Source organism: Pseudomonas sp. EA_65y_Pfl1_P113, assembly GCF_963970525.1.
GTDB classification, from domain to species: domain Bacteria; phylum Pseudomonadota; class Gammaproteobacteria; order Pseudomonadales; family Pseudomonadaceae; genus Aquipseudomonas; species Aquipseudomonas tritici.
Map to the genome: position 1 here is coordinate 48,396 of NZ_CAXAQM010000001.1, position 26,932 is coordinate 75,327.

The 26,932-nt window shown below is 59.0% G+C and carries 27 protein-coding genes and 2 pseudogenes; 12 read left to right on the forward strand and 17 right to left on the reverse strand.

What is annotated here, in order from left to right; all coding sequences use genetic code 11:
- Positions 1-6: 6 nt before the first annotated feature.
- From AACY52_RS00245 to AACY52_RS00255, 3 genes are all read left to right on the forward strand, one after another.
- A complete protein-coding gene (locus AACY52_RS00245) occupies positions 7-759 on the forward strand; it encodes an NAD(P)-dependent oxidoreductase (RefSeq protein WP_339417086.1) in 753 nt (250 codons plus the stop codon).
- Between the two features lie 126 nt (positions 760-885).
- Positions 886-2,301: an MFS transporter gene (locus tag AACY52_RS00250; protein ID WP_339417087.1), complete on the forward strand. Its 1,416-nt coding sequence runs from the start codon at positions 886-888 to the stop codon at positions 2,299-2,301.
- A 132-nt stretch (positions 2,302-2,433) separates the two neighbouring features.
- Entirely contained in the window at positions 2,434-2,931 is a 498-nt protein-coding gene (locus tag AACY52_RS00255) for a hypothetical protein (RefSeq protein WP_339417088.1), read from the forward strand.
- 71 nt (positions 2,932-3,002) lie between these two features.
- On the opposite strand, the gene AACY52_RS32085 is transcribed toward AACY52_RS00255, so the two are convergent.
- The 3 genes and pseudogenes from AACY52_RS32085 to AACY52_RS00265 form a co-directional block, all read right to left on the reverse strand.
- Complete coding sequence (locus AACY52_RS32085; protein WP_370467999.1) at positions 3,003-3,572, reverse strand: methyl-accepting chemotaxis protein; 570 nt, start codon at positions 3,570-3,572, stop codon at positions 3,003-3,005.
- Positions 3,546-4,367, reverse strand: a pseudogene (locus AACY52_RS32090) (PAS domain-containing protein); the annotation flags it as partial. The gene AACY52_RS32085 and the pseudogene AACY52_RS32090, both read right to left, overlap by 27 nt.
- Before the next feature lie 121 nt (positions 4,368-4,488).
- The gene (locus tag AACY52_RS00265; RefSeq protein WP_339417090.1) at positions 4,489-5,358 is read right to left on the reverse strand and encodes a LysR family transcriptional regulator; all 870 of its coding nucleotides are present in this window, start codon (positions 5,356-5,358) and stop codon (positions 4,489-4,491) included.
- A 96-nt stretch (positions 5,359-5,454) separates the two neighbouring features.
- On the opposite strand from AACY52_RS00265, the gene gstA reads away from it, so the two are divergent.
- The 3 genes and pseudogenes from gstA to AACY52_RS00280 all read left to right on the forward strand — a co-directional run.
- The gene (gene gstA, locus AACY52_RS00270) at positions 5,455-6,063 is read left to right on the forward strand and encodes a glutathione transferase GstA (protein WP_339417092.1); all 609 of its coding nucleotides are present in this window, start codon (positions 5,455-5,457) and stop codon (positions 6,061-6,063) included.
- A gap of 240 nt (positions 6,064-6,303) precedes the next feature.
- The gene (locus tag AACY52_RS00275; RefSeq protein WP_339417094.1) at positions 6,304-6,741 is read left to right on the forward strand and encodes a GNAT family N-acetyltransferase; all 438 of its coding nucleotides are present in this window, start codon (positions 6,304-6,306) and stop codon (positions 6,739-6,741) included.
- 59 nt (positions 6,742-6,800) lie between these two features.
- Positions 6,801-7,027 (forward strand): annotated as a pseudogene (locus tag AACY52_RS00280) (methyltransferase); the annotation flags it as partial.
- Between the two features lie 113 nt (positions 7,028-7,140).
- Here AACY52_RS00280 and def read toward each other — a convergent pair.
- The 3 genes from def to AACY52_RS00295 form a co-directional block, all read right to left on the reverse strand.
- Positions 7,141-7,680 carry a peptide deformylase gene (gene def, locus AACY52_RS00285; protein ID WP_339417096.1) on the reverse strand — a complete coding sequence of 180 codons (540 nt, stop codon included), beginning with the start codon at positions 7,678-7,680 and terminating at the stop codon, positions 7,141-7,143.
- A 3-nt stretch (positions 7,681-7,683) separates the two neighbouring features.
- Entirely contained in the window at positions 7,684-8,634 is a 951-nt protein-coding gene (locus tag AACY52_RS00290) for a YihY/virulence factor BrkB family protein (RefSeq protein WP_339417097.1), read from the reverse strand.
- A 180-nt stretch (positions 8,635-8,814) separates the two neighbouring features.
- A complete protein-coding gene (locus AACY52_RS00295) occupies positions 8,815-9,000 on the reverse strand; it encodes a CsbD family protein (RefSeq protein WP_339417098.1) in 186 nt (61 codons plus the stop codon).
- Between the two features lie 199 nt (positions 9,001-9,199).
- On the opposite strand from AACY52_RS00295, the gene AACY52_RS00300 reads away from it, so the two are divergent.
- Positions 9,200-9,577 carry a hypothetical protein gene (locus AACY52_RS00300; RefSeq protein ID WP_339417100.1) on the forward strand — a complete coding sequence of 126 codons (378 nt, stop codon included), beginning with the start codon at positions 9,200-9,202 and terminating at the stop codon, positions 9,575-9,577.
- Positions 9,578-9,655: 78 nt separating this feature from the next.
- Here AACY52_RS00300 and fadD1 read toward each other — a convergent pair whose 3' ends face one another.
- Positions 9,656-11,347: a long-chain-fatty-acid--CoA ligase FadD1 gene (gene fadD1, locus AACY52_RS00305; protein WP_065873541.1), complete on the reverse strand. Its 1,692-nt coding sequence runs from the start codon at positions 11,345-11,347 to the stop codon at positions 9,656-9,658.
- Between the two features lie 381 nt (positions 11,348-11,728).
- Positions 11,729-13,417, reverse strand: a complete 1,689-nt coding sequence (fadD2, locus tag AACY52_RS00310) for a long-chain-fatty-acid--CoA ligase FadD2 (protein ID WP_339417102.1) — start codon at positions 13,415-13,417, stop codon at positions 11,729-11,731.
- A gap of 234 nt (positions 13,418-13,651) precedes the next feature.
- Between fadD2 and AACY52_RS00315 the strand changes: the two genes are divergently transcribed.
- Positions 13,652-14,596, forward strand: a complete 945-nt coding sequence (locus AACY52_RS00315; protein WP_339417103.1) for an alpha/beta hydrolase — start codon at positions 13,652-13,654, stop codon at positions 14,594-14,596.
- A 71-nt stretch (positions 14,597-14,667) separates the two neighbouring features.
- Positions 14,668-15,138, forward strand: a complete 471-nt coding sequence (locus AACY52_RS00320) for a MaoC family dehydratase (RefSeq protein WP_339417104.1) — start codon at positions 14,668-14,670, stop codon at positions 15,136-15,138.
- 145 nt (positions 15,139-15,283) lie between these two features.
- Here AACY52_RS00320 and AACY52_RS00325 read toward each other — a convergent pair whose 3' ends face one another.
- Positions 15,284-15,751 carry a PA2169 family four-helix-bundle protein gene (locus AACY52_RS00325; protein ID WP_339417105.1) on the reverse strand — a complete coding sequence of 156 codons (468 nt, stop codon included), beginning with the start codon at positions 15,749-15,751 and terminating at the stop codon, positions 15,284-15,286.
- 206 nt (positions 15,752-15,957) lie between these two features.
- Between AACY52_RS00325 and AACY52_RS00330 the strand changes: the two genes are divergently transcribed.
- A complete protein-coding gene (locus AACY52_RS00330) occupies positions 15,958-16,194 on the forward strand; it encodes a DUF3820 family protein (protein WP_010208204.1) in 237 nt (78 codons plus the stop codon).
- A gap of 9 nt (positions 16,195-16,203) precedes the next feature.
- The gene (locus AACY52_RS00335) at positions 16,204-17,379 is read left to right on the forward strand and encodes an aminotransferase class V-fold PLP-dependent enzyme (RefSeq protein WP_339560155.1); all 1,176 of its coding nucleotides are present in this window, start codon (positions 16,204-16,206) and stop codon (positions 17,377-17,379) included.
- Positions 17,380-17,521: 142 nt separating this feature from the next.
- Here the strand turns inward: AACY52_RS00335 and AACY52_RS00340 are convergent, their stop codons facing one another.
- From AACY52_RS00340 to zwf, 3 genes are read right to left on the reverse strand one after another with little or no spacing between them, the layout of a single operon-like run.
- On the reverse strand, positions 17,522-18,187 hold the full coding sequence (locus tag AACY52_RS00340) for a bifunctional 4-hydroxy-2-oxoglutarate aldolase/2-dehydro-3-deoxy-phosphogluconate aldolase (protein ID WP_065873545.1): 666 nt from the start codon (positions 18,185-18,187) through the stop codon (positions 17,522-17,524).
- Positions 18,188-18,204: 17 nt separating this feature from the next.
- A complete protein-coding gene (pgl, locus tag AACY52_RS00345) occupies positions 18,205-18,918 on the reverse strand; it encodes a 6-phosphogluconolactonase (RefSeq protein ID WP_339417107.1) in 714 nt (237 codons plus the stop codon).
- Entirely contained in the window at positions 18,905-20,371 is a 1,467-nt protein-coding gene (gene zwf, locus AACY52_RS00350) for a glucose-6-phosphate dehydrogenase (protein WP_339455862.1), read from the reverse strand. Before zwf ends, pgl begins: the two co-directional genes overlap by 14 nt.
- Positions 20,372-20,590: 219 nt before the next feature.
- Between zwf and AACY52_RS00355 the strand changes: the two genes are divergently transcribed.
- Positions 20,591-21,451, forward strand: coding sequence for a MurR/RpiR family transcriptional regulator (locus tag AACY52_RS00355; protein ID WP_339417331.1), 861 nt, complete (start codon positions 20,591-20,593; stop codon positions 21,449-21,451).
- Positions 21,452-21,565: 114 nt separating this feature from the next.
- Here the strand turns inward: AACY52_RS00355 and AACY52_RS00360 are convergent, their stop codons facing one another.
- From AACY52_RS00360 to AACY52_RS00380, 5 genes are all read right to left on the reverse strand, one after another.
- A complete protein-coding gene (locus AACY52_RS00360) occupies positions 21,566-22,411 on the reverse strand; it encodes a D-hexose-6-phosphate mutarotase (protein WP_339438098.1) in 846 nt (281 codons plus the stop codon).
- 102 nt (positions 22,412-22,513) lie between these two features.
- Positions 22,514-23,860 (reverse strand): carbohydrate porin, encoded by a 1,347-nt coding sequence (locus AACY52_RS00365; RefSeq protein ID WP_339436045.1) that lies wholly within the window; start codon positions 23,858-23,860, stop codon positions 22,514-22,516.
- 84 nt (positions 23,861-23,944) lie between these two features.
- Complete coding sequence (locus AACY52_RS00370; RefSeq protein ID WP_339436044.1) at positions 23,945-25,105, reverse strand: sn-glycerol-3-phosphate ABC transporter ATP-binding protein UgpC; 1,161 nt, start codon at positions 25,103-25,105, stop codon at positions 23,945-23,947.
- Between the two features lie 2 nt (positions 25,106-25,107).
- Complete coding sequence (locus AACY52_RS00375) at positions 25,108-25,953, reverse strand: carbohydrate ABC transporter permease (RefSeq protein WP_065873551.1); 846 nt, start codon at positions 25,951-25,953, stop codon at positions 25,108-25,110.
- On the reverse strand, positions 25,946-26,854 hold the full coding sequence (locus tag AACY52_RS00380) for a sugar ABC transporter permease (protein WP_339417113.1): 909 nt from the start codon (positions 26,852-26,854) through the stop codon (positions 25,946-25,948). The genes AACY52_RS00375 and AACY52_RS00380 overlap by 8 nt, the downstream gene beginning before the upstream one ends.
- Positions 26,855-26,932: the final 78 nt, after the last annotated feature.

Genomic DNA, 26,932 nt, shown 5'->3' on the forward strand with positions numbered 1-26,932 from the left:
TCCACCGTGAAAGGCCTCAACGTACTGCTCACTGGCGCCTGCGGCAGAATCGGCAAGACGTTTTTCGAAGCCTCGAAAGACCGCTACCGTTTCACCCTCACGGACCGTATCGCGCCGAATTTCGACCTGGCCGAGCACCGTTTTGTGCACGCCGACCTCAGCGACCCATCCAGCCTGGTCGCCCTGCTCGACGGCATCGAGGTTATCGTGCACCTGTCAGGTATTCCGCACGCCAGCGCCTCATTCGACGAATTGCTGCCCAACAATATCCTCGCCACCACCTACCTGTTCGAAGCCGCCGTGGCCGCCGGGGTAAAACGCCTGGTGTTCGCCAGCAGCGCCCAGACCATCGAAGGCTACCCGGTAGACCGCCAGATCACGCCTGGCATGCAGGTCATGCCCGCCAACCTGTATGGCGTGAGCAAATGCTATGGCGAAGCGCTGTGTGGTTACTACGCAGCCAAAACGCCACTTTCGACGATCGCCCTGCGCATCGGCGCCTTTGAATTCCCCGAAACCCACGACCTGAACAACGCCCGCGACCTCAGCGCCTGGCTCAGCCCGCGTGATGCGGTGCAGTTGCTGCAGCGTTCGGTAGAGGCTGAAGGCGTGAAGCACCTGATCGCCCATGGCATATCCAATAACCGCTTCAAGCGCTTGGACCTGAGCGAAACCACACGCGTGCTGGGTTACCAACCGGTGGACGACGCCTTCCAGACGTTTGAAATACCCATAGCCTACGGAGGCTCTGCGCCATAAACCTTTAAATATGAAGTTTTGGCGCAATAAATCGGTGAATATGCAGCCAAACATGCACAACTTCACAAGCACCGATTTCCGTTAGCCCGCTAAGATTCCAGGTCACTGCCCCTGGAATCTCCTCCCATGTCCACACTCACCGCCTCTGCCGCCGACGGCATCGACCCCCTCCGTGCAGCCCATATCAGCGCGCGCATCGACCGCCTGCCCGCCGTTGCGACGGTCTGGCGCCTGGTGGCACTGCTGTCGATTGGCGGCTTTTTCGAGCTGTATGACCTGTTCCAGACCGCCTATATCAGCCCCGGCTTGATCAGCGACGGGATTTTCCATACCGGCAGCGCGGGCGTATTCGGTTTCTCCGACCAAGCCGCGTTCGCCTCGGTAACCTTCCTTGGCCTGTTCCTCGGCGCCAGCCTGCTCAGCCCCATCGCCGACCGCTACGGTCGGCGGGCGATCTTCACCTTTGCGCTGATCTGGTACACCGTCGCCACCGTGTTAATGGGTATCCAGACCTCCGCCGTGGGCATCATCTGCATGCGTTTTCTGGTGGGGATTGGCCTGGGCATTGAGCTGGTGACCATCGACGCCTACCTCTCGGAACTGGTGCCCAAGCGCATGCGCAGCTCGGCGTTTGCCTTCGCGTTTTCTATCCAATTTCTGTCAGTGCCGGCCGTGGCATTGATGTCGTGGTGGCTGGTGCCGCAAGCGCCGTTCGGCGTGTCCGGCTGGCGCTGGGTGGTACTGTCGAGCGCGGTGTTTGCGTTGTTTATCTGGCAACTTCGCAAACGCCTGCCGGAATCACCCCGCTGGCTCGCGCAAAAGGGCCGCTTCGAAGAAGCCGGTGCGATCATGGATAACCTGGAGGCGCGCTGTCAGAAAGATCACGGCAAACCGCTGGAGGAGCCCGAGCCGCAAGCCGTCAGCGTTCAGGGCAGTGGCCGTTTTGCCGATATCTGGCAACCGCCGTACCGTCGCCGCGCGTTGATGCTGATTGTGTTTCATGTGTTTCAGGCCATCGGCTTTTTCGGCTTTGGCAATTGGTTGCCGGCGCTGCTTTCGGGCCAGGGCGTCAGCGTGACCCACAGCTTGCTCTACGCTTTTATCATCACACTCGCCTACCCGCTGGGGCCGTTGCTGTTTGTGAAAGTGGCCAACCGCTTTGAAAACAAATGGCAGATCGTCGGCTCAGCCATGGGCGCGGTGATCTTCGGCAGCCTGTTCGCGCTGCAAACCACGGCGGTGGGGCTGGTGATCTGCGGGGTGATGATCACGTTCTGCAATGCCTGGCTGAGCTTCAGCTATCACTCGTACCAGAGCGAGCTGTTCCCCACCAACATCCGCGCGCGGGCGGTGGGGTTCTGTTATTCGTTCAGCCGCTTGTCCACGGTATTCAGCAGCCTGTTGATCGGTTTTATCCTTGAACACCTGGGCACGCCAGGGGTGTTGGCGTTTATTGCCAGCAGCATGTTGATCGTGATGATCACCATCAGTTGGTTCGGGCCGCGTACGCGTAACTTGGCATTGGAAAATATCGCCCATTGACGGCAACGGTTGGCCGCCTGCGGGACACTACTTGCCGCGGCGGCGACATCATCCCCAATAAAACCGGGCGCTTCGCACCCGGCACGCTATTTGCTCCAGCTGTGGCACCGAACACTCCACAGGTGACCGATCATGCTGGTTAACAACAACACCCAAGCCGTGTCGACCGTTCAACAGATCAAACGGCCTGATATGGACCCTGCCAACGCCGCTGCCAGCGCGCTGTACAGCGGTGCCCTGCAGGCGACGCAGCAAAGCGTGACCATGCCGGCCGCGCAAAAGGAACTGGACAAGGCCACCGACCGTATCGACGAGGCCTTCGCCAAGACCCGCGTGCAACTGCAGGCCTCCGCTTCGGCCTCCGATGTGCCGGCGACCAGCGCTACCTCCGGCGCGCGGGCGGATTTTACCGACTACATGAGCAAGACGCCGGCCGAGCGTATCCGTGAGCAATTGCTCAAGGAACAGGGTTTGACCGAGGCGGATGTGCAGAACATGTCGCAGGAAAAGCAGGACGCTATTTCCAAGCAAGTGGCTGACCGTTTGAAGCAGCAACAAGAGCAGCAGATAGCGGCGAAGACGGCTGAGCCTCAGGCGCAAACCGTGAAAGAAACCTTGGCCGCGATCTAATCTTGTTCGACCTGTAATGAGCGGGCTTGTCGAGTCGTCGCACCGCCCGCTCACTACAAGCCTGCTCAGTGTTACTGAAGTTGTAGGGTCGAGTTGAACTGCCCGATCGCATCCACCACATGCCGTGACCCTTCCTGAATCTCCAGGATCACCTGCCCCGCTTCATTTGCCAGCTCCACCCCGAGCCCCGTGCGGCTCAAGCTCGATTGCATGCTCGACACCGCGCTCAGCGACAGGTCGTGGTTCTTGCGCACCACACCCACTATCTCCACCGTCGCTTGGCTGGTGCGCGCCGCGAGGCTGCGCACTTCGTCGGCCACCACTGCAAAGCCGCGCCCTTGCTCACCGGCCCGCGCTGCTTCAATCGCAGCGTTCAGCGCGAGCATATTGGTTTGCTCGGCAATGCCGCTGATGGTCTGGACGATGGCGCCGATGATGTCCGACTGCTTGTTGACCGCATCAATGCTCTCGGCGGCCTGGTTCAAGTCGTGGGAAATCTGTTCGATGATCTGCACGGTTTGCTGCACCACCTCCGAGCCCTTGCGCGCGCAGGCATCGTTTTGCACCGAGGTGGCGTGGGCCGAGTCGGCAGCGGTGCGCAGGGTGGTGACCTGGTCGGTAATGTCGCTCGCGAACTTCACCACTTTGTACAAGCGGCCATTGGGGTCGAAGATCGGGTTGTAGGAGGCTTCCAGGAACAGGGTCTTGCCGTATTTGTTTTTGCGCTCGAAGCGGTGTGAATGGTATTCACCGCGATTGAGGGAAGCCCAGAATGCAGTGTAGGCCGGCGACTCCACTTCGTTGCGGTGGCAGAACATGCTGTGGTGCTGGCCGACGATTTCATCCAGGGAATACTGCACGGTCTTCAGGAAGTTTTCGTTGGCATTGAGAATCTGGCCCTGAGGCGTGAACTCGATGACTGCCATGGAACGGCCGATGGCGTCGATCAGGCTCTGGTTTTCATGTTCGTGGTGAACCCGCGCAGAAATATCCGACGCGACTTTGATCACGCTCTGCACCTGATTGTCCTTGTCCAGCACCGGCATGTAGCTGGCTTCCAGCCACACCTCCTGGCCGTGCTTGTTCAAGCGCATGAAGGTGCCACTCAGCGCCTCGCCCCGCGCCAAGTCGCGCCATAGCTTGGCGTAACCGTCGGTGTGGGTGTAGGCCTCGTCGCAAAAGAGGCGGTGATGCTTGCCGCGAATCTCCTCGGCGCTGTAGCCCATGGTTTTGCAGAAGTTGTCGTTGGCGTCGAGGATCACGCCACTGGCGTCGAACTCGATCATGGCCATGGAGCGGCTGATGGCCGCGAGTTTGGCGTTGGTTTCGGTAAGTGCGCAGGAAAAGCGTTGGATTTCAAGCAGGTCGGATTTGTGATGGCGGTTGAACATGGTCAGATCACCCTGGATTCCCGGCGCACGGAAGGCGCGTTCCATTCATATGTTGGGTAGTGCTGGTACACCTTCATGGGGAATAACCATCCAAATCGCTTTATCTGCCAAGCGTCATCAACGGTTATGGGTGAGCATAGACAGGGCTAGGCACTATGCAAGGCCACTAATCAGCCAGCATTTCTAATAAAGCGCGGGCAGCGGCTGAAGGGTCACGGGTGGGCGAGCCGACCAAGGCAAACTCACGGTGCAGCGGCACCGTCAGCGGCATCACGCGCAAGCCTTTGCGCTGGGCCGGCAGAGCCATTTCCGGCACCAGCGTAACGCCCACGCCCTCGCGCACCAGGCTGAACGCGCTGTTCCATTCGCGCACTTCCACGCGGATATCGCGCAGCGTCAGCCCCGCTGCGGCGCCCAGGCTGCGCGCATTCGCGGTACACCCACCGGTGGCGAGCACGAACGGCTGCTCAAGTAACGCCTCAAGCGACACACTGGCATCGGCCGGGCGTTGCGCCAGCGCATGGGCCACCGGTAGCACGGCCATCCAGAAGTCCCGGCCCAGTACCGTGGCATTGCGCTCGGGCTTGGGGTTGAGCACGACACCCAGGTCGATCAACTCCGCGTCGAGCAAGGTGAGCACTTCATTGTCGGTGACATCCAGGGTGGTCACCTCGATCCCCGGATAAAGCTGGGCAAAGCGCTGCAACAACGGCGTCAGGAACCTGGCCAGCACCATGGGAAAACTGGCGATACGAATCGTCCCGCGCAGCATTGGGCGGGCTTCATCCACGGTGCTGCGAATGGTCTGCAAGGCTTTGAGCATCACCCGCGCCTGTTCGATCACACTCAAGCCCAGGGCGGTGGGCAAGGTCTTGCGTGGTGCACGGGTAAACAGCTGCGCGCCCAGGGTCGCCTCCATGCCGGCCATGGCCTGGCTGGCGGCGGATTGAGTCATACCGACGCGCTCGGCGGCGGCAGTGATGCTGCCGTGATCGGCCACGGCCACCAGCAGGCGCCAGTGCATCAGGTTCATCATGGCATTCGCTGTCCTTATGGCAGGGGGCTGAAGGTTTAATTTTACGCACGGTGCCATGCCCGCGAGACTGGCGCAAATTCAACGGAGCTGTTCAAGATGAAACTGTATTTCTTCCCCCACGCCTGCTCTCTCGCACCGCATATCGTGCTGCGCGAACTGGCGTTGCCGTTCGACCTGGTGCGGGTCGATAACCAGGCCAAGACCACCGCCGACGGCGAAGACTTCCTGCAGATCAACCCCAAGGGCTACGTTGCAGCGCTGAAACTGGACAACGGCCAGGTGCTGACCGAAGCCAGCGCGATCCTGCAGTATCTGGCTGACCTGAAACCCACAGCAAATCTAGCGCCGGCCAATGGCCGCTGGGAGCGTGTGCGTTTGCAGGAATGGCTGAATTTTATCGCCACCGAAGTGCATGGTGGGTTGGCGGTGTTCTTCAATGATGCGATTCAGGGCGAGGTGCGAGCCATGTTCCAGGCGACGCTGTTCAAGCGTTTTGCGGTGCTGGTGCAGACGCTGGAACGCCAGGATTACTTGCTGGGTTCGCAGTTCTCAGTCGCGGATGCGTACCTGTTCGTGGTGCTGCGCTGGGCGGCCTTTCACGCGATTGATCTGAGCGAGTGGCCGGCGCTGGCGGCATTTGAGCAGCGGGTCGGTGAGCGGCCAGCAGTGATTGCCTCGCTGGCCGCCGAATCCCCCGAAAGCTGAGTTCATTCAAAAACGGGTCTCAGTGACCGAACAGACCTGTCTCGGTTTTCTTGGCTTTCTTGTCAGCGCGTTTTTCATCGGCGGTCTTTGCCGGTTTTTTCTTCGCGGCTTTCTTTGAATCCATACCTTTGGCCATGATGCGTGCTCCACTGAACAGGGGATGTAGCACTGGGTATACCACCTATTACGACGTAGAAGGCGCTTATAATCCCCAGCCCTTGATAACGCTGCCTGAACACCATGCCCGAATTACACATCGAACCGCTGGCAGAGCCGTTGTGGCCGCTGCTGAACAAGTTTTACCGCAGCCATAATTCGCCGATGAAGGCGCTCAAGGGCGGGCGTTTGTGGGTGGCCCGGGAGGGTGAGATCGTCGCGGGGCTGTGCCTCACGCCGGTGGTGGGTGGGCAGTGGTTGAGCGGTGTGTGTGTGGCACCCGCGTATCGCGGCCAGGGGTTGGCGGCGCGATTGATTCTTACGGCGCTGACTGCTTGCGAGGGAACCGTTTGGTTGTTGTGTCATCCGGATCTGGAAGGGCTATACCAGCGCATGGGATTCACTCAGGACACGCTGCTGCCGCAATCGCTTAGCGAGCGGTTGGTGCGCTACAAACGCAACAAACCCATGATCGCGATGGGCTTGGATCGTTTGGTGACGTCGACCCCGGATAATGTGTGATCAGCGCCTGCGAGCCCCATGCTAGCCTCGGTGGCACAGTGGCGCTTTACAGGATGATCATGAACACGACGCTTGCAGTTCTCTCCCTCACCGCCCTGCTCGCTCCGGTCTTGAGCCAGGCAGCCGAGGCACCGATCAGCGCCAAGCAATACCAGAACGTGCTCGCCGGCAGTTGGCGCGACCCGGCCAACAGCGCCCGCGACGGCTATCGCCATCCATCGCCGCCGTGCAGGCCGCAAGCAGCAGTGCTTACGCACGCACATCCGAAGAAAACCTGAAGAAAAAGGATGGGAGGACGTTGCGGCTCGTAAAGCCTGCTAAATAACCTGAGCAGAACGCAGGCTCAAAGTGGAAGCGGGCTTGCTCGCTCCCACATTTGGACCTCATTGGATCTGAAAGCTATTCGTCAGCAGTGGGCTCGAGCTCCGGGAACATCACGTCAATAAACCCGAACTTACTGAAATCCGTAACCCGTGACGGGTACAAACGGCCGATCAAGTGATCGCACTCATGCTGCACCACCCGCGCATGAAAACCATCGGCAAAACGCACGATAGGCTCACCCTTCGGATCGAAGCCCTCGTAGCGAATCTGCTGGTAACGGCTCACCGCGCCACGCAGGCCCGGCACAGACAGGCAACCTTCGTAGCCCTCCTCCAGCGCTGGGCTCAGTGGTGTGATCAGCGGGTTGATCAGGATGGTCTGCGGCACCGGCGGCGCGTCCGGGTAGCGTTCGCTGGACTCGAAACCAAAGATCACCAATTGCAGGTCGACACCAATCTGCGGTGCGGCCAGGCCGACGCCACCCACATGCTCCATGGTCTGGAACATGTCATCGATCAATTGCCACAGCTCGGGGCTGTCGAACATTTCCGGCGGAACCGGCGGCGCGATACGCAGCAGGCGCTCGTCGCCCATTTTCAGGATTTCACGGATCATCGATCAGACTTCGTCAGGGGTGGGCTTGGAATGGTCCCGGCCGAGGCCTGAGACGTGCTGTTTTTCAGTGGTATGAGCCGGCGCATCAAACTCTTTTTCACCCGGTTCCTTACCTTCGGCGGACATGTGTTCGATCACTGCATTCATCTCCGCACCCAGCAGCAGCACCGCGGCGGAAATATAGAAGTACAGGAGCAGCACGATAATTGCGCCGATACTGCCATACATGGCGTTGTAGTCGGCAAAGGTTTTGACGTAATAGCCAAAGCCCAGGGACGCGACGATCCACACCACCACCGCCAGCACCGAGCCTGGCGTGATAAAACGGAATTCCTGCTCGACGTCGGGCATCACGTAGTACATGAGGGCCACGGCGAACATCAGCAGGATCACGATCAGCGGCCAGCGCAGGATGGTCCACAGGGTGACCACGAATTCCTGCATGCCGATCTGCGCGGCGATCCACTCCATCACCTGCGGGCCAAGCACCATCAGCGCGGCGGCGGCCAACAGCATGCCGGCAATACCGATGGTATAGAGAATCGACAGCGGGAAACGCTTCCAGATCGGCCGGCCTTCAACCACGTCGTAGGCGGCGTTCATCGCACTCATCATCAGGCGCACGCCGGCCGAAGCCGTCCACAGCGCGATCACGATACCCACGGACAGCAGGCCACCCTTGGATTGCTGCAACTGGTCGATGACCGGGTTGACCTGCTCCAGCGCCTGGGGCGGCAACACCAGCTCCGACTGCAGGCGCAGCCAGGAGAAGAAATCCGGCAGGTGCAGGAAACCGATCAGCGCGATCAGGAACAGCAGAAAGGGAAACAGCGAGAACAGCATCTGGTAGGCCAGCGCCGAGGCGTAGGTGGGCATCTCGTCATCGACGAATTCCGTGACGGTGCGCACCAGCACTTTGTGCAGTTTGAGGCCTTGTAATACCGGAAAAAGCATAGCGTCTCCTTTCGCCGCAAAAGGTTGAGTTCGTGGGCGACTCAGGGGCCGTTTTCTACATCAAAGTAGCCCATTTGGCGACTTTGAAACAATTTCGAAAGTTTAGTTGCAACGGCGGATACAAAAACGGCCATCCGTGGATGGCCGTCGGGCTGCGTAAAGCCAGCCAGCGATTCGAAATTACTGGGTCGCTTTTTTCACAGCGTCTTTGGTATCGCCGACCGCTTTCTGCACTTCGCCTTTCTTTTCTTGTACCAGACCTTCAGCGCGCAGTTTGTCGTCGCCAGTCACTTTACCGACACCTTGCTTCACGTTGCCGGCCACTTCGTTCGCTACACCTTTTACCTTATCCGATGTGCTGCTCATGGTATTTCTCCTGGAACAATCGATGGTTTTTGGTCATCACGTAAAGATTGACCCGAGGCGGTTTGGCAGAGTTTCAATTATTTTTGCCTGTGCATTTCATCGCCATCCGCAGGTTGGGCTTTATGTTTTGTGGCCAACCCACGAGAATGCCCGGCACATTCAGGCTACAACGCTGAATAACAGATCCCGTAGGAAGGTTATGAAACTCAATAAAGCACAGGCTATCGCCCGCAGAAACACTGAACTGGGCGGTGCCGTACTCGGCGTCAACAACTGCCACTTCACCGAACTGGACCAGAAACGCAACATCTGGTGGTTCGACCTGCCGCTGGGCCGTATCGCCGTGGGCCAGTACGAGTGGATTCACTTGTTGATGCACAACGCCGAGACTGACCAGTTGCTGCACCTGAAGGTGCCGACGGTGTTTTTGCGTGAGAAGGTCGAAGGCCTGGTGGTGCGTAATGCGGGCAAGCGTAGCCCGGAGATCACCCTGGAGCTGAGTGCGGATAAGGATTCGTTCTTGAAGGACGTGCGCCCGGCGGGTGCAGGCGTGAGCTTCGCCCCGTTCGCCCTGTAAACACCGGATTAAAAATGTGGAGCAGGCTTGCCTGCGATAGCCCAATAAAAACCCCGCATTTGCGGGGTTTTTTATGGGTTACTTTTTCAGACCGAGCTTCTTCAACTCTTCATCGCGCAATTCACGCCGCAGGATCTTGCCCACGTTGGTGGTCGGCAACGCATCACGGAACTCCACCGCCTTGGGCACTTTGTAGGCGGTGACGTTGGCGCGCATATGCTCCATCACCTGCTCCTTGGTCAGGGTTGCGCCCGGCTTGACCACGATAAACAGCTTGATGTGCTCCCCGGACTTCTCGTCCGGCACGCCGATGGCTGCGCACTGCAGCACGCCCGGCAGGCCCGCCAGTACGTCTTCGAGCTCGTTGGGGTACACGTTGAAGCCCGAGACCAGGATCATGTCCTTCTTGCGGTCGACAATGCGCATGTAGCCGTCGGGCTGGATGATCGCGATGTCGCCGGTCTTCAGCCAACCTTCGCTGTCGAGCATCTCGTCGGTGGCGTCCTGGCGCTGCCAGTAACCCTTCATGACTTGCGGGCCCTTGACGCACAGCTCGCCGGTTTCGCCCAGCGCCAGCTCGGTGCCGTCGTCGGAAATGACTTTACACACAGTGGACGGCACCGGAATCCCGATGGTACCGAGCTGGATATGCTGGATCGGGTTCACCGTCGCCACCGGGCTGGTTTCGGTCATGCCGTAACCTTCGCAGATGCCACAGCCGGTCACGGCCTTCCAACGCTCGGCCGCCGCCAGTTGCAGGGCCATACCGCCCGACAAGGTGACTTTCAGCGCAGAGAAGTCCAGCTTGCGGAACGCTTCGTTGTTGCACAGCGCCACGAACAGGGTATTCAGGCCGACAAAGCCGCTGAACTTCCACTTCGACAGTTCCTTGACCATCGCCGGCAGGTCACGCGGGTTGCTGATCAGGATGTTGTGGTTACCGATCAGCATCATCGCCATGCAATGAAAGGTGAACGCATAGATGTGGTAAAGCGGCAGCGGCGTGATGAGGATCTCGCAGCCTTCGTTGAGGTTGGAGCCCATCAGCGCCTTGCATTGCAGCATGTTGGCGACCAGGTTGCGGTGGGTGAGCATCGCGCCCTTGGCCACGCCGGTGGTACCGCCGGTGTATTGCAGCACGGCCACATCACTGCTGGCCGGGCTGACTTCGTTGACCGCCTGGCCATGGCCCTTGGCGAGTACGTCGTTGAACTTGATCGCCTGTGGCAAGTGGTAAGCCGGGACCATTTTCTTAACGTACTTGATGACGCTGTTGATCAGCAGACGCTTGAGCGGCGGCAACAGGTCGGCGACTTCGGTGACGATCACATGTTTGACGGCGGTCTTGGGCACGACCTTTTCCGCCAGGTGCGCCATGTTGGCCAGGCAGATCAGGGCCTTGGCACCGGAGTCGTTGAATTGGTGTTCCATTTCCCGCGCGGTGTACAGCGGGTTGGTGTTGACCACGATCAGGCCGGCACGGATGGCGCCGAACACCGCGACCGGGTATTGCAGGACGTTGGGCAGTTGCACGGCGATTCGATCGCCGGGCTTCAAGTCGGTATGCTGTTGCAGGTAGGCGGCGAAGGCGCCGGACAGTTCGTACAATTCACCGTAGGTGATTGTCTTGCCCAGGTTGCTGAAAGCCGGTTTGTTGGCGAAGCGCTGGCAGGACTGCTTCAGTACCGCCTGAATATTCGGATACTCGTCTGGATTGATTTCTGCAGCAATCCCGGCGGGGTACTTATCCTTCCAAAAGTCTTCGTTCATGGAAGCCCACTCCTCAGCGACGCGAATTCATCATCGCATTTGATGCAATTATTATTGGTGTGTGTTTTTAGGTGAATCTGGCGCTTTAAAGCAGGCCGAGACGTCACAAAGCGCGCCGAGAGTAGCAGCTTTGCCAAGGGCCGCCTAGAGCCAAACGAGGGCCCTACGGTCATAAACATGACTCAAGAATAGCCAGTGGTCATTTTTAGAGCAAAGATTCTATAAGCTAGAAAATGGCTCTGGAATGCGCGCTACAGAGCGACAAATAAGAATGTGGGAGCGGGCTTGCTCGCGAATGCAGTGGTTCAGTCGATACATTTGGTGACTGATCCACCGCATTCGCGAGCAAGCCCGCTCCCGCATCTTTTACCCTGTTTCAAATCAGGCGATGTCGCGCAGCTCACGCCGCAGAATTTTCCCCACCGGCGTCATCGGCAACGATTCGCGCAACACAATATGCTTAGGCACTTTGTACCCCGTGAAGTTGATCTTGCAGTACGCCTTCAACTCCTCAAGGCTCACACCCTCCGCGCGCGCCACCACAAACAGCTTCACCGCCTCCCCGGTGCGCTCATCCGGCACGCCGATCACCGCGCAGTTGGCCACGGCCGGGTGGGCCATCACCACGTCTTCGATTTCGTTGGGGTACACGTTGAAGCCCGAGACGATGATCAGGTCTTTCTTGCGGTCGACGATGCGCACGAAGCCATCGTCATCGATCACCGCGATGTCACCGGTCTTCAGCCACCCCTCGGCGTCCAAGGCCTCGGCGGTGGCGGCCGGTTGCTGCCAGTAGCCCTTCATCACCTGCGGGCCTTTGATGCACAGCTCGCCGCGCTCGCCCAACGGCAGCTCGACGCCCTGATCATCAATCACCTTCATCGCCGTGGCCGGCACCGGAATGCCCACGGTGCCCAGCCGGGATTTGTTGCCGTACGGGTTGGTGCTGGCCACCGGGGAGGTTTCCGTCAGGCCATAGCCCTCACCAATCGCACAGCCGGTGATTTGCTCCCAACGCTCAGCTGTGGCCTTGATCAACGCAGTGCCGCCGGAGTTGGTGAGCTTGAGGTGGGAGAAATCCAGGGTCTTGAAGTCCGGGTGGTCCATCAACGCGACAAACAGCGTGTTTAGCCCCAACAACCCGGTAAACCGCCACTTCTTCAGCTCTTTGATAAAGCCGCCGATGTCCCGTGGATTGGTGATCAGCACGTTATGGTTGCCGGAGACCATCATGCACATGCAGTTCGCGGTGAATGCATAGATGTGGTACAGCGGCAGCGGCGCGATCATCACCTCCTGCCCTTCCTTGATCAGCGGGTGGCCGTCCTCGCCGGTCTGAGACATGCAGGCGCGCACCTGTTGCATGTTGGCCACCAGGTTGCCGTGGGTGAGCATCGCGCCCTTGGCCAGGCCGGTGGTGCCGCCGGTGTATTGCAGCACGGCGATGTCGTCCAGGGTCATCGGGTGACGGGTAAGACCCAGGCCCGAGCCCATGCGCAACGCCCGCTTGAAGGAGACGGCGCGCGGCAGACTGTAGGCCGGGACCATCTTCTTGACCTTATCGACCAAGGTATTGACCAGCCAGCCCTTGGCGGCGGGCATGAAGTCGCCCATCTTGGCTTCGATCAGGTAGTCGATCTCGGTGTCGCTGCACACTTCCTGCACCCGCGAACCGAACAGGTTGAGGTAGACCAGCGCCCGCACGCCAGCGTCCTTGAACTGGTGACGCATCTCGCGCGGGGTGTACAGCGGGTTGGTGTTGACCACGATCAGCCCGGCGCGCAGTGCGCCGAACACGGCAATCGGGTAATGCAGCACGTTGGGCATTTGTACCGCGATACGCTCGCCCGGCTTGAGGTCGGTGTGCTGTTGCAGGTAGCCGGCAAACGCCGCGCTCTGGCGTTCAAGCTCGGCGTAGGTCAGGGTGATGCCCATGTTGCTGAATGCCGGACGGTCGGCAAAAGTCTTGCACGAGCGCTCGAAGACTTCGATCACCGACTTGTAGGCCCCCAGGTCGATGTCATTGGGAACGCCCGCCGCGCGTTTGTCATTCCAGAAATCAGGTTGCATTATTCTTGTCCTCTTACCTGAGTGTGTCCGGCCGCTGCTGCTGCAAAAGTGTACAGCGATAAAAAGCGGAGCTTTGGGGACGTTAGCAGCTATGGCCAAACAGGCAAATACAGGACGGCGCTTCATTGATTGCGTGAATCTTCCTACACGTGCCCGCACTGATCAGACGCTTGCGTGGGATGAGCTATACACTGCAACGCAGACCTTGAGCAGAACGTGAGCAAAGGAACCGCCATGAACCACAGCACCTTCTGGCTGACCGCGAATGACCGCAGCCGCCTGTACGTCAACCAATGGATGCCCGACGGCTGCGCCAAGGCCGTGGTGATGCTGTCCCATGGCATGGCCGAGCACAGCGGTCGTTATGCACGCCTGGCTGAAGCCTTGTGCGGCGCCGGCTACGGTTTATATGCGCTGGACCAGCGGGGCCATGGCCGTACTGCCGATGAAGGCTCCTTGGGCCTCTACGCCGAAAAGGACGGCTGGAACAAAGTGGTGGGCGACCTCGCCAGCCTCAACCAGCATATCGGCCAACAGCAGCCGGGGCTGCCGATCATTCTGCTGGGCCACAGCATGGGCAGTTATATCGCCCAGGCGTACTTGCTGCACCATAGCGCCAGCCTGCATGGGGTGATTCTCAGCGGTTCGAATTTCCAGCCGGTGGCGCTGTATCGCGCCGCACGCGTGATTGCCCGGGCCGAACGCTTGCGCCAGGGTTTGCGCGGGCGCAGTGCGCTGATCGAATTCCTGTCGTTTGGATCGTTCAACAAGGCGTTCAAACCCAATCGCACCGCTTTCGACTGGCTCAGCCGTGACCCGGCGGAAGTTGACAATTACATCAATGACCCGCTGTGTGGGTTCCGCTGCACCAACCAACTGTGGATCGACCTGCTCGGCGGCTTGCAGCAAATCAGCAAAGCGTCCAATCTCGCGCAGATCGATCCGGGCCTGCCGATCCTGGTGATGGGCGGCGAATGTGATCCGGTGAGTGAAGGCAAGCGTCTCAAAAGCCTGGCCCATGCGTTGCGTGAAGCCGGCTGCCAGCACCTGCATCTGAATATCTACCCGCAGGCGCGCCATGAAGTGTTCAATGAAACCAACCGTGATCACGTTACAGCGGATGTGCTGACGTGGCTCGACCAGGCCCTGACATTACGCAGGCCAACTCGCTGCGAATGACCTCTTTGTGAAAATCAGCCTTTTAAAATCAGCCAATTAAATTACCGATTAGCCACAGGATGCACCTTTAGATGACCCAGGTAACCAACACCCCGTACGAAGCCCTCGAAGTCGGCCAGACCGCCAGCTACAGCAAGCGGGTGGAAGAGCGCGATATCCAGCTGTTCGCCGCCATGTCCGGTGACCACAACCCGGTGCACCTGGACGCCGAATACGCCAAGGCCACCATGTTCAAGGAGCGTATCGCCCATGGCATGTTCAGCGGCGCCCTGATCAGCGCGGCGGTTGCTTGCGAGTTGCCTGGGCCGGGCACGATCTACATTGGCCAGCAGATGAGCTTCCAGAAGCCAGTGAAGATCGGCGACACCCTGACCGTGCGCCTGGAAATTCTCGAGAAGTTGCCGAAGTTTCGTGTACGCATTGCCACCCGTGTGTTCAACCAGCGTGATGAATTGGTGGTGGACGGTGAGGCGGAGATTTTGGCGCCGCGTAAGCAGCAGGTTGTTACTTTGACCGAGCTGCCGCCAATCAGCATCGGCTGACCCAGATCTTAAGATTCACGCAATACAAATGTGGGAGCGGGCTTGCCCGCGAAAGCGATAGTTCAGTCAATAAAGATGAGACTGAAAAACCGCATTCGCAAGCAAGCCCGCTCCCACATTGTTTACAGCATTTACAGCCCGAAGCTTACGACTGAGCGCGAGCCTGGTTACGCAGGGCTTTTACTTGGTCGTGGTTGCGTTGTACGCCGTGGTACTGACGCTCAACCAGATCACGAATACCCAGCAGGTTGTGCTTGTTGATTTTCTCAATCGCTTCACGATAAGCCTTCAGTGCGTGGTCTTCACCGCGCTCGGCCTCATTCAGCACAGCTTCTTCGTCTTTACCAGTCACCATCGATTTAACATCGACCCAGCCGCGGTGCAGGGCGCCAGAAACACTGCCGGAATCTTCCGGATCGCCACCCAGGGCACGTACGGCGGTTTTCAGTTCAGCTGCAGCTGTCGCGCAATCGGTGGAACGTTTGGCAAACAGTGCTTTGAGTTCTGGGTGCTTGATGTCTTCAGCGCACTCTTTGAAACCTTTTTGACCGTCAATGCTGGTCTCGATCAGGTCGTTGAGTACGGAGATGGATTCTTTATTGATGTCAGTCATTTTTCAATTCCTTTGGCAGGTTAGAAGGTTGCAATAAGAATTGCAGCGTCCGTGCCAGCTTCTTTAAAAACTATTTATCTTTGTAAATCAACAGCTTAAAAATTCTTGAACCTTCTGTATTTGCGTTTTTTGCATGATCTGTCATTTGGCCTTCATGCAGAATGCCTGTATTTTCCACTGCTACGACTGACCCTCACGAAGCGCCCATGAACCCCGAAAAACTCGAACTACTGATCACCCGCGAAATGCCCTTCGGCAAATACAAGGGACGGATCATCGCCGACCTGCCAGGCCCCTACCTGAACTGGTTTGCCCGTGAAGGCTTCCCTCACGGCGAATTGGGCGGGTTGCTGGCATTGATGCAGGAAATTGACAGCAACGGATTGTCTGAATTGCTTGAACCGCTGCGCGCTAAACACGGTAAACCCGCCCCTCGTCATTAAGAGCGCCCTATGCCACGCAGTGCAGACAACGAACGTCACTGGCTGACCATCGCCCAGCGCTACGCCCTGGAACCCGGCCCGATCAATCTGGAAAACGGCTACTTCGGCCACATGAGCCAAGCGGTGCAAACGCAGTATCTGGAACACGTTGCGTTTATCAACCGCAGCAACTCGCTCTATGTGCGTCAGACGTTCGAAACAGGCGAAAACGTCGAGATTCGTCGGCAGTTGGCCGGGCTAATGGATGTCGACCCAGCGTCAGTGGCCTTTACCCATAACGCCACTGAAGCCCTGCAATCGCTGATCCGCAACTACAACCGCCTGCAACCGGGCGATCAAGTGCTCATCAGTGACCTGGAGTACGACACCGTGAAAGGCGCCATGCGCTGGCTGGCAGGCTATCGTGGCGTGGAGGTGATCGAACTGTCCCACACGCACCCGGCCAGTTTCGACAGTCTGGTGCACACTTATCGCGAAGCGTTCGTTAAGTACCCACGCCTCAAAATGATGGCGCTGACCCACGTTACCCACCGCACCGGGCTGGTCATGCCCGTTGCAGCGATTGCCCAGGCGGCGCGCGCGCATGAAATCGATGTGATCCTGGATGGCGCCCACGCGCTGGGCCAGATCGAGTTCAACCTCGCCGAATTGGGCATTCAGTTTGCCGGCTTCAACTTGCACAAATGGATCGGCGCGCCGTTGACCCTGGGCTTTCTGTACATCGCCCCGGAGCGCCTGGGCGATATCGACACGGACATGGGCGAGTTTCACTACCCGGCTACCGACGTACGCGCACGCACGTCCTACAGCACGCCGAACTTTCCAGCGCTGATGACCTTGCCGTTGGTGTTTGAAGAGCACCGGGAGTTGGGTGGCTCGGCGGCCAAGGGTGCGCGGGTGAACTACCTGCGGGATCGGTGGGTAAGCCAGGTGCGGGCGTTGCCGGGGATTGAAGTGCTGACACCGGATGATCCGAGGCTGTATTGCGGGATTACGGCGTTCAAGTTTGTCGGGCGGGATCAGCAGGTGATGGTGGATAGGCTACTCAAGGACTATGACTTGTTTACCACTACCCGCACCGGCGCAACATTTGGCACCTGTATCCGGGTGACGCCGGGGTTGCTGACTTCATCGGCAGATATCAATGTGTTGGTCCAAGCAATTACCCAACTGAACGCAGATTAAAAATGTGGGCGCTGGCTTGCCAGTTCCCACATCTGAACATCAGTGTTCTTGAGGTTTTCTGCAGGCAAAAAAAAGCGGCACACCGACCAAGTGCACCGCAAAAATGCCGTTAAGCACAGCAACAACGATTCGATAAATCAGATCAATCCAACAGTGCCAGCGCTTCGGCGGTGACTTCCTGGATGCGGGCCCAGTCGCCGTTCTTGATCCACTCAGGATCGAGCATCCAACTGCCACCCACGCACATCACATTTTTCAACGCCATGTAGCTTTTGATATTGGCCGGGCTAACGCCGCCAGTCGGGCAGAATTTCACTTCGCCAAACGGGCCACCGAGGGCCTTGATGGCAGCAACGCCACCGCTGACTTCGGCGGGGAACAGCTTGAAGCGGCGATAGCCCAGGCCATAACCTTCCATGATGCCCGACGCATTACTGATGCCCGGCAGCAGCGGAATCGGGCTGTGCACCGAAGCTTCCAGCAGGTCGCGGGTAATGCCGGGGGTGACGATGAATTGCGAGCCCGCCACTTCGGCCGCTTCGAGCATGTGCCGATCCAGCACAGTGCCGGCACCGGTGCACAGTTCAGGGCGTTGCTCGCGCAATACCTGAATGGCCTTGAGGCCGAACTCGGAACGCAGGGTCACTTCCAATGCGGTCAAACCGCCGGCTGCCAAGGCATCGGCCAGCGGCAGGATGTCCTGTTCGCGGGCGATGGTGATCACCGGCAGGATCCGCGCCTTCGCGCAGAGGCTGTCGATCAGGGCAACTTTATCCGCCATGGACACGGTCGGTTGAGGGCTTTTCATAGCGGCTGATCCTTGGCTCATGGGCACCAGTAAATCTCTAATGTAGGTTGCAAAAACGCGCGAATCGGCATGGCAGAGACATCGTCACTGGCCAGCGCGGCGCTCAAGGTGGTCAACTTCGAACTGCCGGAAATCGACAGGACGGTGTAATGGGCAGTGGCCAGCAGGGCGCGACTCATGGTCAGGCGCTGATGTGGCACGGTCGGCGCCAGCATCGGCCAGCAACGGCGGGTACCGTCGGCCTGCAAGGCTTCAATCAGGTTCGGGCTGTTGGGGAACAGCGATGCGGTGTGGCCGTCATCGCCCATCCCGAGCACCAGCACATCGATGGCTGGCAACTCGCCCAGCAGGCGATCAGCCTGCTCGGCAGCGTCTTCAAGATTAGCTGCGGCGCTGTACAGGCTGAGGAACCTGGCCTTGGCCGCCGGGCCCTGCAGCAGGTGTTGCTTCAACAGGCCGGCATTGCTGTCGGCGTGCTCAACCGGCACCCAACGCTCATCGGCCAGCGTGACCGTGACCTTGGACCAGTCCAGGCCTTGCTTGGCCAGGTTCTGGAAAAACGCCACGGGGCTACGCCCGCCGGAGACGACCAGGGTCGCTTCGCCACGGGCACTGATAGCCCCGCGCAGTTGTTCGGCCACGTCATTGGCCAGACCGTCCGCCAACAAGGCCGGCGTACGGTATTCATGGGCGCTGACACCCTGAGGCAGTTTCAATTCAGATATCGCCATACCACGACCTCCCATCCCGCGTGATCAGTGCAATCGAGCTCATCGGCCCCCAGGAACCCGCCGCGTACGGCTTGGGCGCATCACCGGATTTTTTCCACCCGGCGATCAGCTGGTCACACCACTTCCACGCGGCTTCGATTTCATCTTTGCGAACAAACAGGTTCTGATTGCCGCGCATTACTTCAAGCAACAACCGCTCATAAGCATCGGGAATCCGTGCGCTGCGGTAGGTGTCGGAAAAATTCAGTTGCAGTGGGCCGCTGCGCAGTTGCATGCCCTTGTCCAGGCCCTGCTCCTTGGTCATCACGCGCAAGGAAATACCTTCGTCCGGTTGCAGGCGGATGATCAGCTTGTTGCTGATCTGCAAGCGCTGCTCGGGGGCGAAGATGTAGTGGGACGGTTCCTTGAAGTGGATGACAATCTGCGACAACTTCTGCGGCATGCGCTTGCCGGTGCGCAGGTAGAACGGCACGCCGGCCCAACGCCAGTTGCGGATATCGGCGCGCAGGGCGACGAAAGTTTCAGTGTCGCTCTGGGTGTTGGAGTTCTCTTCTTCCAGGTAACCCGGCACTGGCTTGCCGGCGCTGTAGCCGGCAATGTACTGGCCGCGCACCACTTGGGTGGTCAGCCCGTCCGGGCTGATTGGCGCCAGGGCCTTGAGCACCTTGACCTTCTCGTCGCGGATGCTGTCGGCGGACAGGTCGGCCGGCGGGTCCATGGCGATCAGGCAGAGCAGTTGCAACAGGTGGTTCTGGATCATGTCGCGCAGTTGGCCGGCCTTGTCGAAGTAGCCCCAACGGCCCTCGATACCGACCTGCTCAGCCACGGTGATTTCCACGTGGGAAATGTAATTCTGGTTCCACTGGGTTTCGAACAGACTGTTGGCGAAACGCAGCGCGATCAGGTTCTGGACGGTTTCCTTGCCCAGATAGTGGTCGATGCGGTAGGTGCGGTTTTCCGGAAAATACTGCGCAACGGCGTCATTGACCTTGCGCGAGGACTCCAGGTCCGAACCGATCGGCTTTTCCAGCACGACGCGGGTGTTTTCCGCCAGGCCGACCTTGGACAGGTTCTCGCAGATCGCGCCGTAGACTGCTGCAGGCGTGGCGAAATAGGCGATCAGACGCTGCTCGGTGCCGGCGATTTCAGCCAGGACCACATAGTCATCAGCCTTCATGAAGTCAACGTGAACGTAAGTCAGGCGCGCGAGGAAACGCTGGGCGATGGCTTCGTCCAGTTCCTTGCCGACGTATTTGCGCAGTGCTTGCTCGATATGGGCCAGGTGTTGTTGCTCGGAACCGGCTTCACGGGCCAGGGCCAGGATGCGCGTGTCGTCGTGCAGCAGCCCGGCGCCATCGAGTTGATAGAGGGCAGGAAATAACTTGCGCAGCGCCAGATCACCCAAGGCGCCAAACAGGGCAAAGGTGCAGGGTTCTACGGTTATCGAAGGCATGATGTTTGTTCTTTTATCAAGTTAAGCTACAAATACCTTTTTTCAAGGCATCACTCAAGGAAAAATGTAGTAATAAACACAACATTTTCCCGAAATACGCATTGCGAGTGGTGGTGTTCAGCTACCCTCAGTAGGATAGGCCAGCGCAAAAGACCACTCATCGATTGGTCGCCACCTTTTATTTGCATCGTCGCCCGAAGGAAAGACTGAATGGACCGCGTGCGAAATCTTCTGGAACAGATCCGGAATCGCCTCGAAGAATTGAACAAGGCAGAGAAAAAAGTCGCCGAGGTCATCCTGCTCAACCCGCAGCAGGCGACCCGCTTCTCCATCGCCGCCCTCGCCCAGGCTGCCTCGGTCAGTGAACCGACGGTCAACCGTTTCTGCCGTTCGTTCGGCGTGAGCGGTTACCCTGAACTGAAATTGCAGCTGGCGCAAAGCCTAGCCAGTGGCGCGGCGTATGTCAGCCACGCGGTGGGGGCCGATGATAACCCTGAGGCCTACACCCAGAAAATCTTCGGCAGCGCCATCGCCTCGCTGGACAGTGCCTGCCAGGCGCTGGACCCTGCCCTGATCAGCAAAGCCGTGGATTTGTTGATCCAGGCACGGCAGATCCACTTCTTCGGCCTGGGCGCTTCGGCCCCGGTGGCCATGGATGCGCTGCACAAGTTCTTCCGTTTCAACCTGGCCGTTACCGCCCACGCCGACGTGCTGATGCAGCGCATGATCGCCTCGGTGGCGCACACGGGCGAGTTGTTCGTGATCATTTCCTACACCGGGCGTACCCGTGAGCTCGTAGAAGTGGCGCGGATCGCACGGGAAAACGGCGCTTCCGTGCTGGGCGTGACGGCTGAGAATTCGCCGCTGGCCAAGGCCAGCACGGTGAGCTTGAACATTCCGCTGCCGGAAGACACCGACATCTACATGCCGATGACCTCGCGGATCATCCAGTTGACGGTGCTGGATGTGTTGGCGACCGGCATGACTTTGCGTCGTGGCGTGGATTTCCAGCCGCATTTGCGCAAGATCAAGGAAAGCTTGAATGACAGCCGGTATCCGGTGGGCGATGAGTTCAACTAAACAGACATTTGCCGTGGCACTACCGGCCTGATCGCGGTCAAGCCCGCTTCCACACTGGAATGCATTCCCATGTGGGCGCCGGGCTTGCCCGCGATAGCGTCATCAGCCACACCGCTAAAACCCTGCCCGCGCCTGCAAACTCAAATGCGCCCTCTCCCCCGGCGCCAAACTGGCCCCGGGCATCGCCGACTCCACGCACACAAACCCCGACGCCTCGTTAAAGCTCACCCCCAACAGTGGCCGGCTGCCGGGATGCCACACCACCGTGTCGGCGCTGTCACCCGTATCAATGCACAGTTCACGCTGCCAGGCATGGTCCTTGAGCTGCAACTCACCGTCATGCTGAAACACCCGCTGGCACCCGCCCTCTACCCTTAGCTCACCTTCCTGCTGGCAAACCTGGCGATTGAGCTGGTCGTAACCTTGCGCGCCATCAAGCCCAGACAGCGCTACCTCATCAACGTGACCGATACGCCAATAAGCGTGCAAAGCATGGCTCAGCTGGCACGGCAGCTCGTCCTGGTGCTCGGTGCTCAGGCGCAGTTCCAGGGTCTCCCCCAGGTGCGCGTGCAAGTCCACCTGCCAGTCGCACAACTGCAATTGCCAGTGCAGGCGCACACCCTCGTCGTCAGTGCTGCTGTCGAGCAGTTTCCAGTCGATCAGCCGCGCCCAGCCATGGGACGGCCAGGCATTTTCGCTCGGGTGGCGGCCATACCACGGCCAGCACACCGGTACGCCACCACGGATGGCGCCGACCTGTGGCCACTTGGCTGCACACCACAACCAGGGTTTCTGGCCACGGGGTTGGAAGTGCAACAGCTGCGCGCCCTGGCGACTGAACACCGCCTGGCACAGCGGATGATCAATGACCAATACATCGCGCATCTGAAAGCGCTCCCAGGCGAACACTGGACGCTCGCGCAGGGATTTGAAAAAACGTTGCAGCGGTTGCTCATGCATGTGCCACGGTCCTGAATATCTTCACAATGCGACCCAAAAAAAAGCGGATAGCCATGGCTACCCGCAAAATGCGCACAGAGAGAGGAGCTTATCGCAACAGCGTTAGAACGTAGACTGAATTTTCAGACCCGCCACGAGCGCGTTGTCGACTTTATCCACGCCGCCAGGCTGGACGACGTATTGCAGGTTAGGACGCACGGTCAGCCAGTTGGTAACGTGGAAGCCGTAGTTGATTTCGAAGTTGTACTCGGTCTCGCGAATGGGCGAGAACAGCGCATTGTCGTAATCATTCACACCATTGGCGACGTTCAGCAGCTCAGCGTTCTTCTTCACGTCATCGTTGACGTGCAGGCGAGCAGCGCCAATGCCGACGTCATCTTTTGGACGTGCGTCGAATGGGCCTTTGTACACCAGCATCAACGACTGGTAGTTGTCGACCAGGTTGGTTTCTTTGTCGTGGAAGGTGGCGTTGGCCGCGATATTCAAGCCGCGGGAAGCGTCGCCGTTATGCGTGGTGAGTTGCTGTTGGGCAACAAACCAGTAGCCTTTCTTGCTGCTGCGGGTACGGTACGCGGCGCGAGTGGTAGCCGCATCGTTGCCGTTCACGTCTTCACGTACGTCGGCAGCATCAGCCGCGCTCTTGTAGTAACCCACACGGTATTCGCCCGGCAGGTTGTTGACCTTCGGCGACCAAACCAATTCCACAGGAATCACGGTGCCCTTGGTGCCGCTGCCGCTGAGCTTGAAGCCGTTGCCGTGCTCGAGCTGCGATGGGTTCTGGTTGTAGGCACCGATTTGCGCATACAGCTCAGGCGTGATGTTGTACTTCACGCGGATCGCGGCCTGGCTGACGGGCCAGTTGTACCAGGTGTTCACGTAGTTGCCGACCTGGGAGCCGCAGAACGACAGGTTCTGGAAGTCGCACGGGAAGGTGTTGAAGTCTTCGCCTTCACCGAAGTAGCCGAGTTTGACGTCCAGCTTATTGTCGAACATCTGGTGCTGGATCCAGAACTGGGTCAGACGCACCATGTGGCCACGGCCGTAGACTTCCATCGACGAACTGAGCGTGCCGGCACGTGGGTCGCCGATGCGGTCGTTGGAGATGTTCTGGCCATTACGGTTGGTGAACTGGATCTTGGCCTGGGTGTTATCCCAACCCCACAGCTTTTGCAGGTCCAGCGCTACGCCCAAACCGAACTGGTCGGCGTAACGACCCGTCTTGTCGGTGTTGTAACCGCCATGCGCGTTGTAGCCCATCTCCCCTACGTAGTCAGCCTTGATGTCGATACCTTGCTCGATCAGCTTGGTACGTTCACCGCCCCAATCGCCGGTCATCCACTTCGAATCAGCGCTGAACGCATCGGCCGCCATCGCATTGGCGGACAATACCAGGGCTGCTGCGGCTGACATTTGGCAGATCAATCGAGTGTTGTTGTGTTGCTTTTTCATCCCTACATCCTCGTCTTTATTGTTATTAAACTGTTTTTATTTAACGCGGTTAACTTTTTTATCTAAAACAACATGTTATCTGCTTCAGCGGCCTTTGAATTGGGCCACATTGTCGGCATGCCCCTGTGCAGGCAATGAGGAAGCAGTGCCCAATCGCTCGCCCGTTTGGGCGTCGAACAGCAAGACCTTGGAAGGGTCGAATTGCAACGTCAGGGTCTCGCCCACCTGGGGTGCCACGTCGGGCGACAGGCGGCAGCAGACCTTGGTGTCGTTGAGTTGCACAAACACCAGGGTATCCGGGCCGGTCGGCTCGGTGACCTGGACTTCGGCACGAATACTCGACGCTGTGTCGCCCTCACCCGCCGCCAACATCATTTGCTCGGGACGCAAGCCCAGGATCACGTCGCGGTCTTCAAGGCCCGCGTCTGTCACGTTCAGCGCCAGCTCGCAACGGGCCTGGCCGCTGTCGAGCACGGCCACCAAGCGACCGTCCTTGCGCTGCAGGCGCAGGGGCACGAAGTTCATCGGCGGCGAACCGATAAAGCTCGCCACGAACTGGTTGGCCGGGTTGTTGTAGATGTCTTTTGGCGTGCCGAACTGCTGAATGATGCCGTCCTTCATCACCGCGACTTTATCGCCCAGGGTCATCGCTTCGATCTGGTCGTGGGTCACGTAGACCGTGGTGGTCTTGAGACGCTGGTGCATCAGTTTCATTTCGGTGCGCATCTCGACGCGTAGCTTGGCGTCGAGGTTGGACAGCGGTTCGTCGAACAGGTAGATCTTCGGCCGACGCGCCAGGGCACGGCCCATGGCCACACGCTGTTGCTGGCCACCGGATAGCTGGCCCGGCTTGCGGTTGAGCAGGTGTTCGATCTGCAGCAGCTTGGCCACGCGCGCCACTTCAGCGTCGATCTCGGCCTGGGGCATCTTGCGGATCTTGAGGCCGAACTCGATGTTCTCGCGCACGCTCATGGTCGGGTACAGCGCGTAGGACTGGAACACCATGGCGATGTCGCGATCCTTGGGGCTCATGCCGCTCACGTCTTGATCACCGATCATGATCGCGCCACCGGTGATGGTTTCCAGGCCAGCGATGCAGTTCATCAGCGTGGATTTACCGCACCCCGAAGGGCCGACCAGGATCAGGAATTCGCCTTCCTTGATCGACAGTTCGATGTTCTTCAAGGTGTCGGGCAGGCCGGCGCCATAGGTCTTGTTTACATTGCGAAGTTCAAGCGTAGCCATGATTACCCCTTGACCGCGCCGGCCGTGAGGCCGCGCACGAAATACTTGCCTGCGATCACATAGACCAGCAGGGTCGGCAGCCCGGCGATCATCGCCGCCGCCATGTCCACGTTATATTCCTTGGCCCCGGTGCTGGTGTTGACCAGGTTGTTCAGCGCCACCGTGATGGGCTGGGAGTCGCCACTGGAGAACACCACACCGAACAGGAAGTCGTTCCAGATCTGGGTGAACTGCCAGATCAGGCAGACCATGATGATCGGGGTCGACATCGGTAGGATGATCAGGCGGAAAATGGTGAAGAAACCGGCACCGTCCAGGCGCGCCGCTTTGATCAGCGCATCCGGAATGCTGACGTAGTAATTACGGAAAAACAGCGTGGTGAACGCCAGGCCGTAGACCACATGGATAAACACCAGGCCGGTGGTGGTGCTGGCGAGGCCCATCTTGCCGAGGGTGAAGGAAGCCGGCAGCAGCACGGTCTGGAATGGCAGGAAGCAGCCGAACAACAACAGACCGAAGAACAACTGCGAACCCCGGAAGCGCCAGAACGACAGCACGTAGCCGTTCAACGCACCGATAGCGGTGGAGATCAGCACAGCGGGCACGGTGATCTTGATCGAGTTCCAGAAGTAGCCATCCACGGTGGCCCAGGCCTTGACCCAGCCGATGCCGGAGACCACGGTCGGCCAGCTCAGCAGGTTGCCGGTGCTGATGTCTTCCGGGGTCTTGAAGCTGGTGAGCAGCATCACCACCAGCGGCACCAGGTACAGCAGCACGGCAAGGATCAGCACCGCGTAGATCGCGATGCGACTCAGGCTGATGGGCGATTTGGAGACGAGACTAGTCATTACGTTTGGTCCTCAGCTCGGAGTAGAGGTAAGGCACGATGATCGCGAGGATCGCACCGAGCATCAGGATTGCACTGGCCGAGCCCACGCCCATCTGGCCACGGCTGAAGGTGAACGAGTACATGAACATCGCAGGCAGGTCGGACGAATAGCCGGGGCCGCCAGCAGTCATCGCCGCCACCAGGTCGAAGCTCTTGATCGCAATGTGCGCCAGGATCATCACCGCACTGAAGAACACCGGACGCAGGCTCGGCAGCACCACGCTCCAGTAGATGCGCGGCATGCTCGCGCCGTCGATCTGCGCGGCGCGGATGATCGATTGATCAACCCCCCGCAGGCCGGCGAGGAACATCGCCATGATGAAGCCCGAAGCTTGCCATACCGCGGCGATCACCAGGCAGTAGACCACGCGGTCCGGGTCGATCAGCCAATCGAGACGGAAGCCTTCCCAGCCCCAGTCACGCAGAAGTTTGTCCAGGCCCATGCCCGGGTTGAGCAGCCATTTCCAGGCGGTACCAGTGACGATCATCGAGAGCGCCATCGGGTACAGGTAAACGGTGCGGATAAAGCCTTCGCGACGGATTTTCTGGTCGAGGAAGATCGCCAGTGTCACGCCGATAACCAAGGTGATGCCGATAAACATCCCGCCAAACAGGGCCAGGTTCTTGCTCGCGACCCACCAGCGGTCGTTGTCGAACAAACGCTGATATTGCGCGAGGCCCGCCCATTTGTAGCTTGGCAGGAACGTAGATGTCGTAAACGACAGTACAAACGTCCACAGGATGTAGCCGTAGAAGCCCACCAACACGATGAACATGCTGGGCGCCAGCACCAGTTTGGGTAGCCAGCGCTGCAGTGCATCGAACGGCGAGGCTTTGCTGAACACAGCAACAGAACTCATGGGAAAATCCACTAAAAGAATAAAGGCAGCTGCAAGTTACAAGCTACAAGCTACAAGCGGCAAGAGAGGCAGCACACC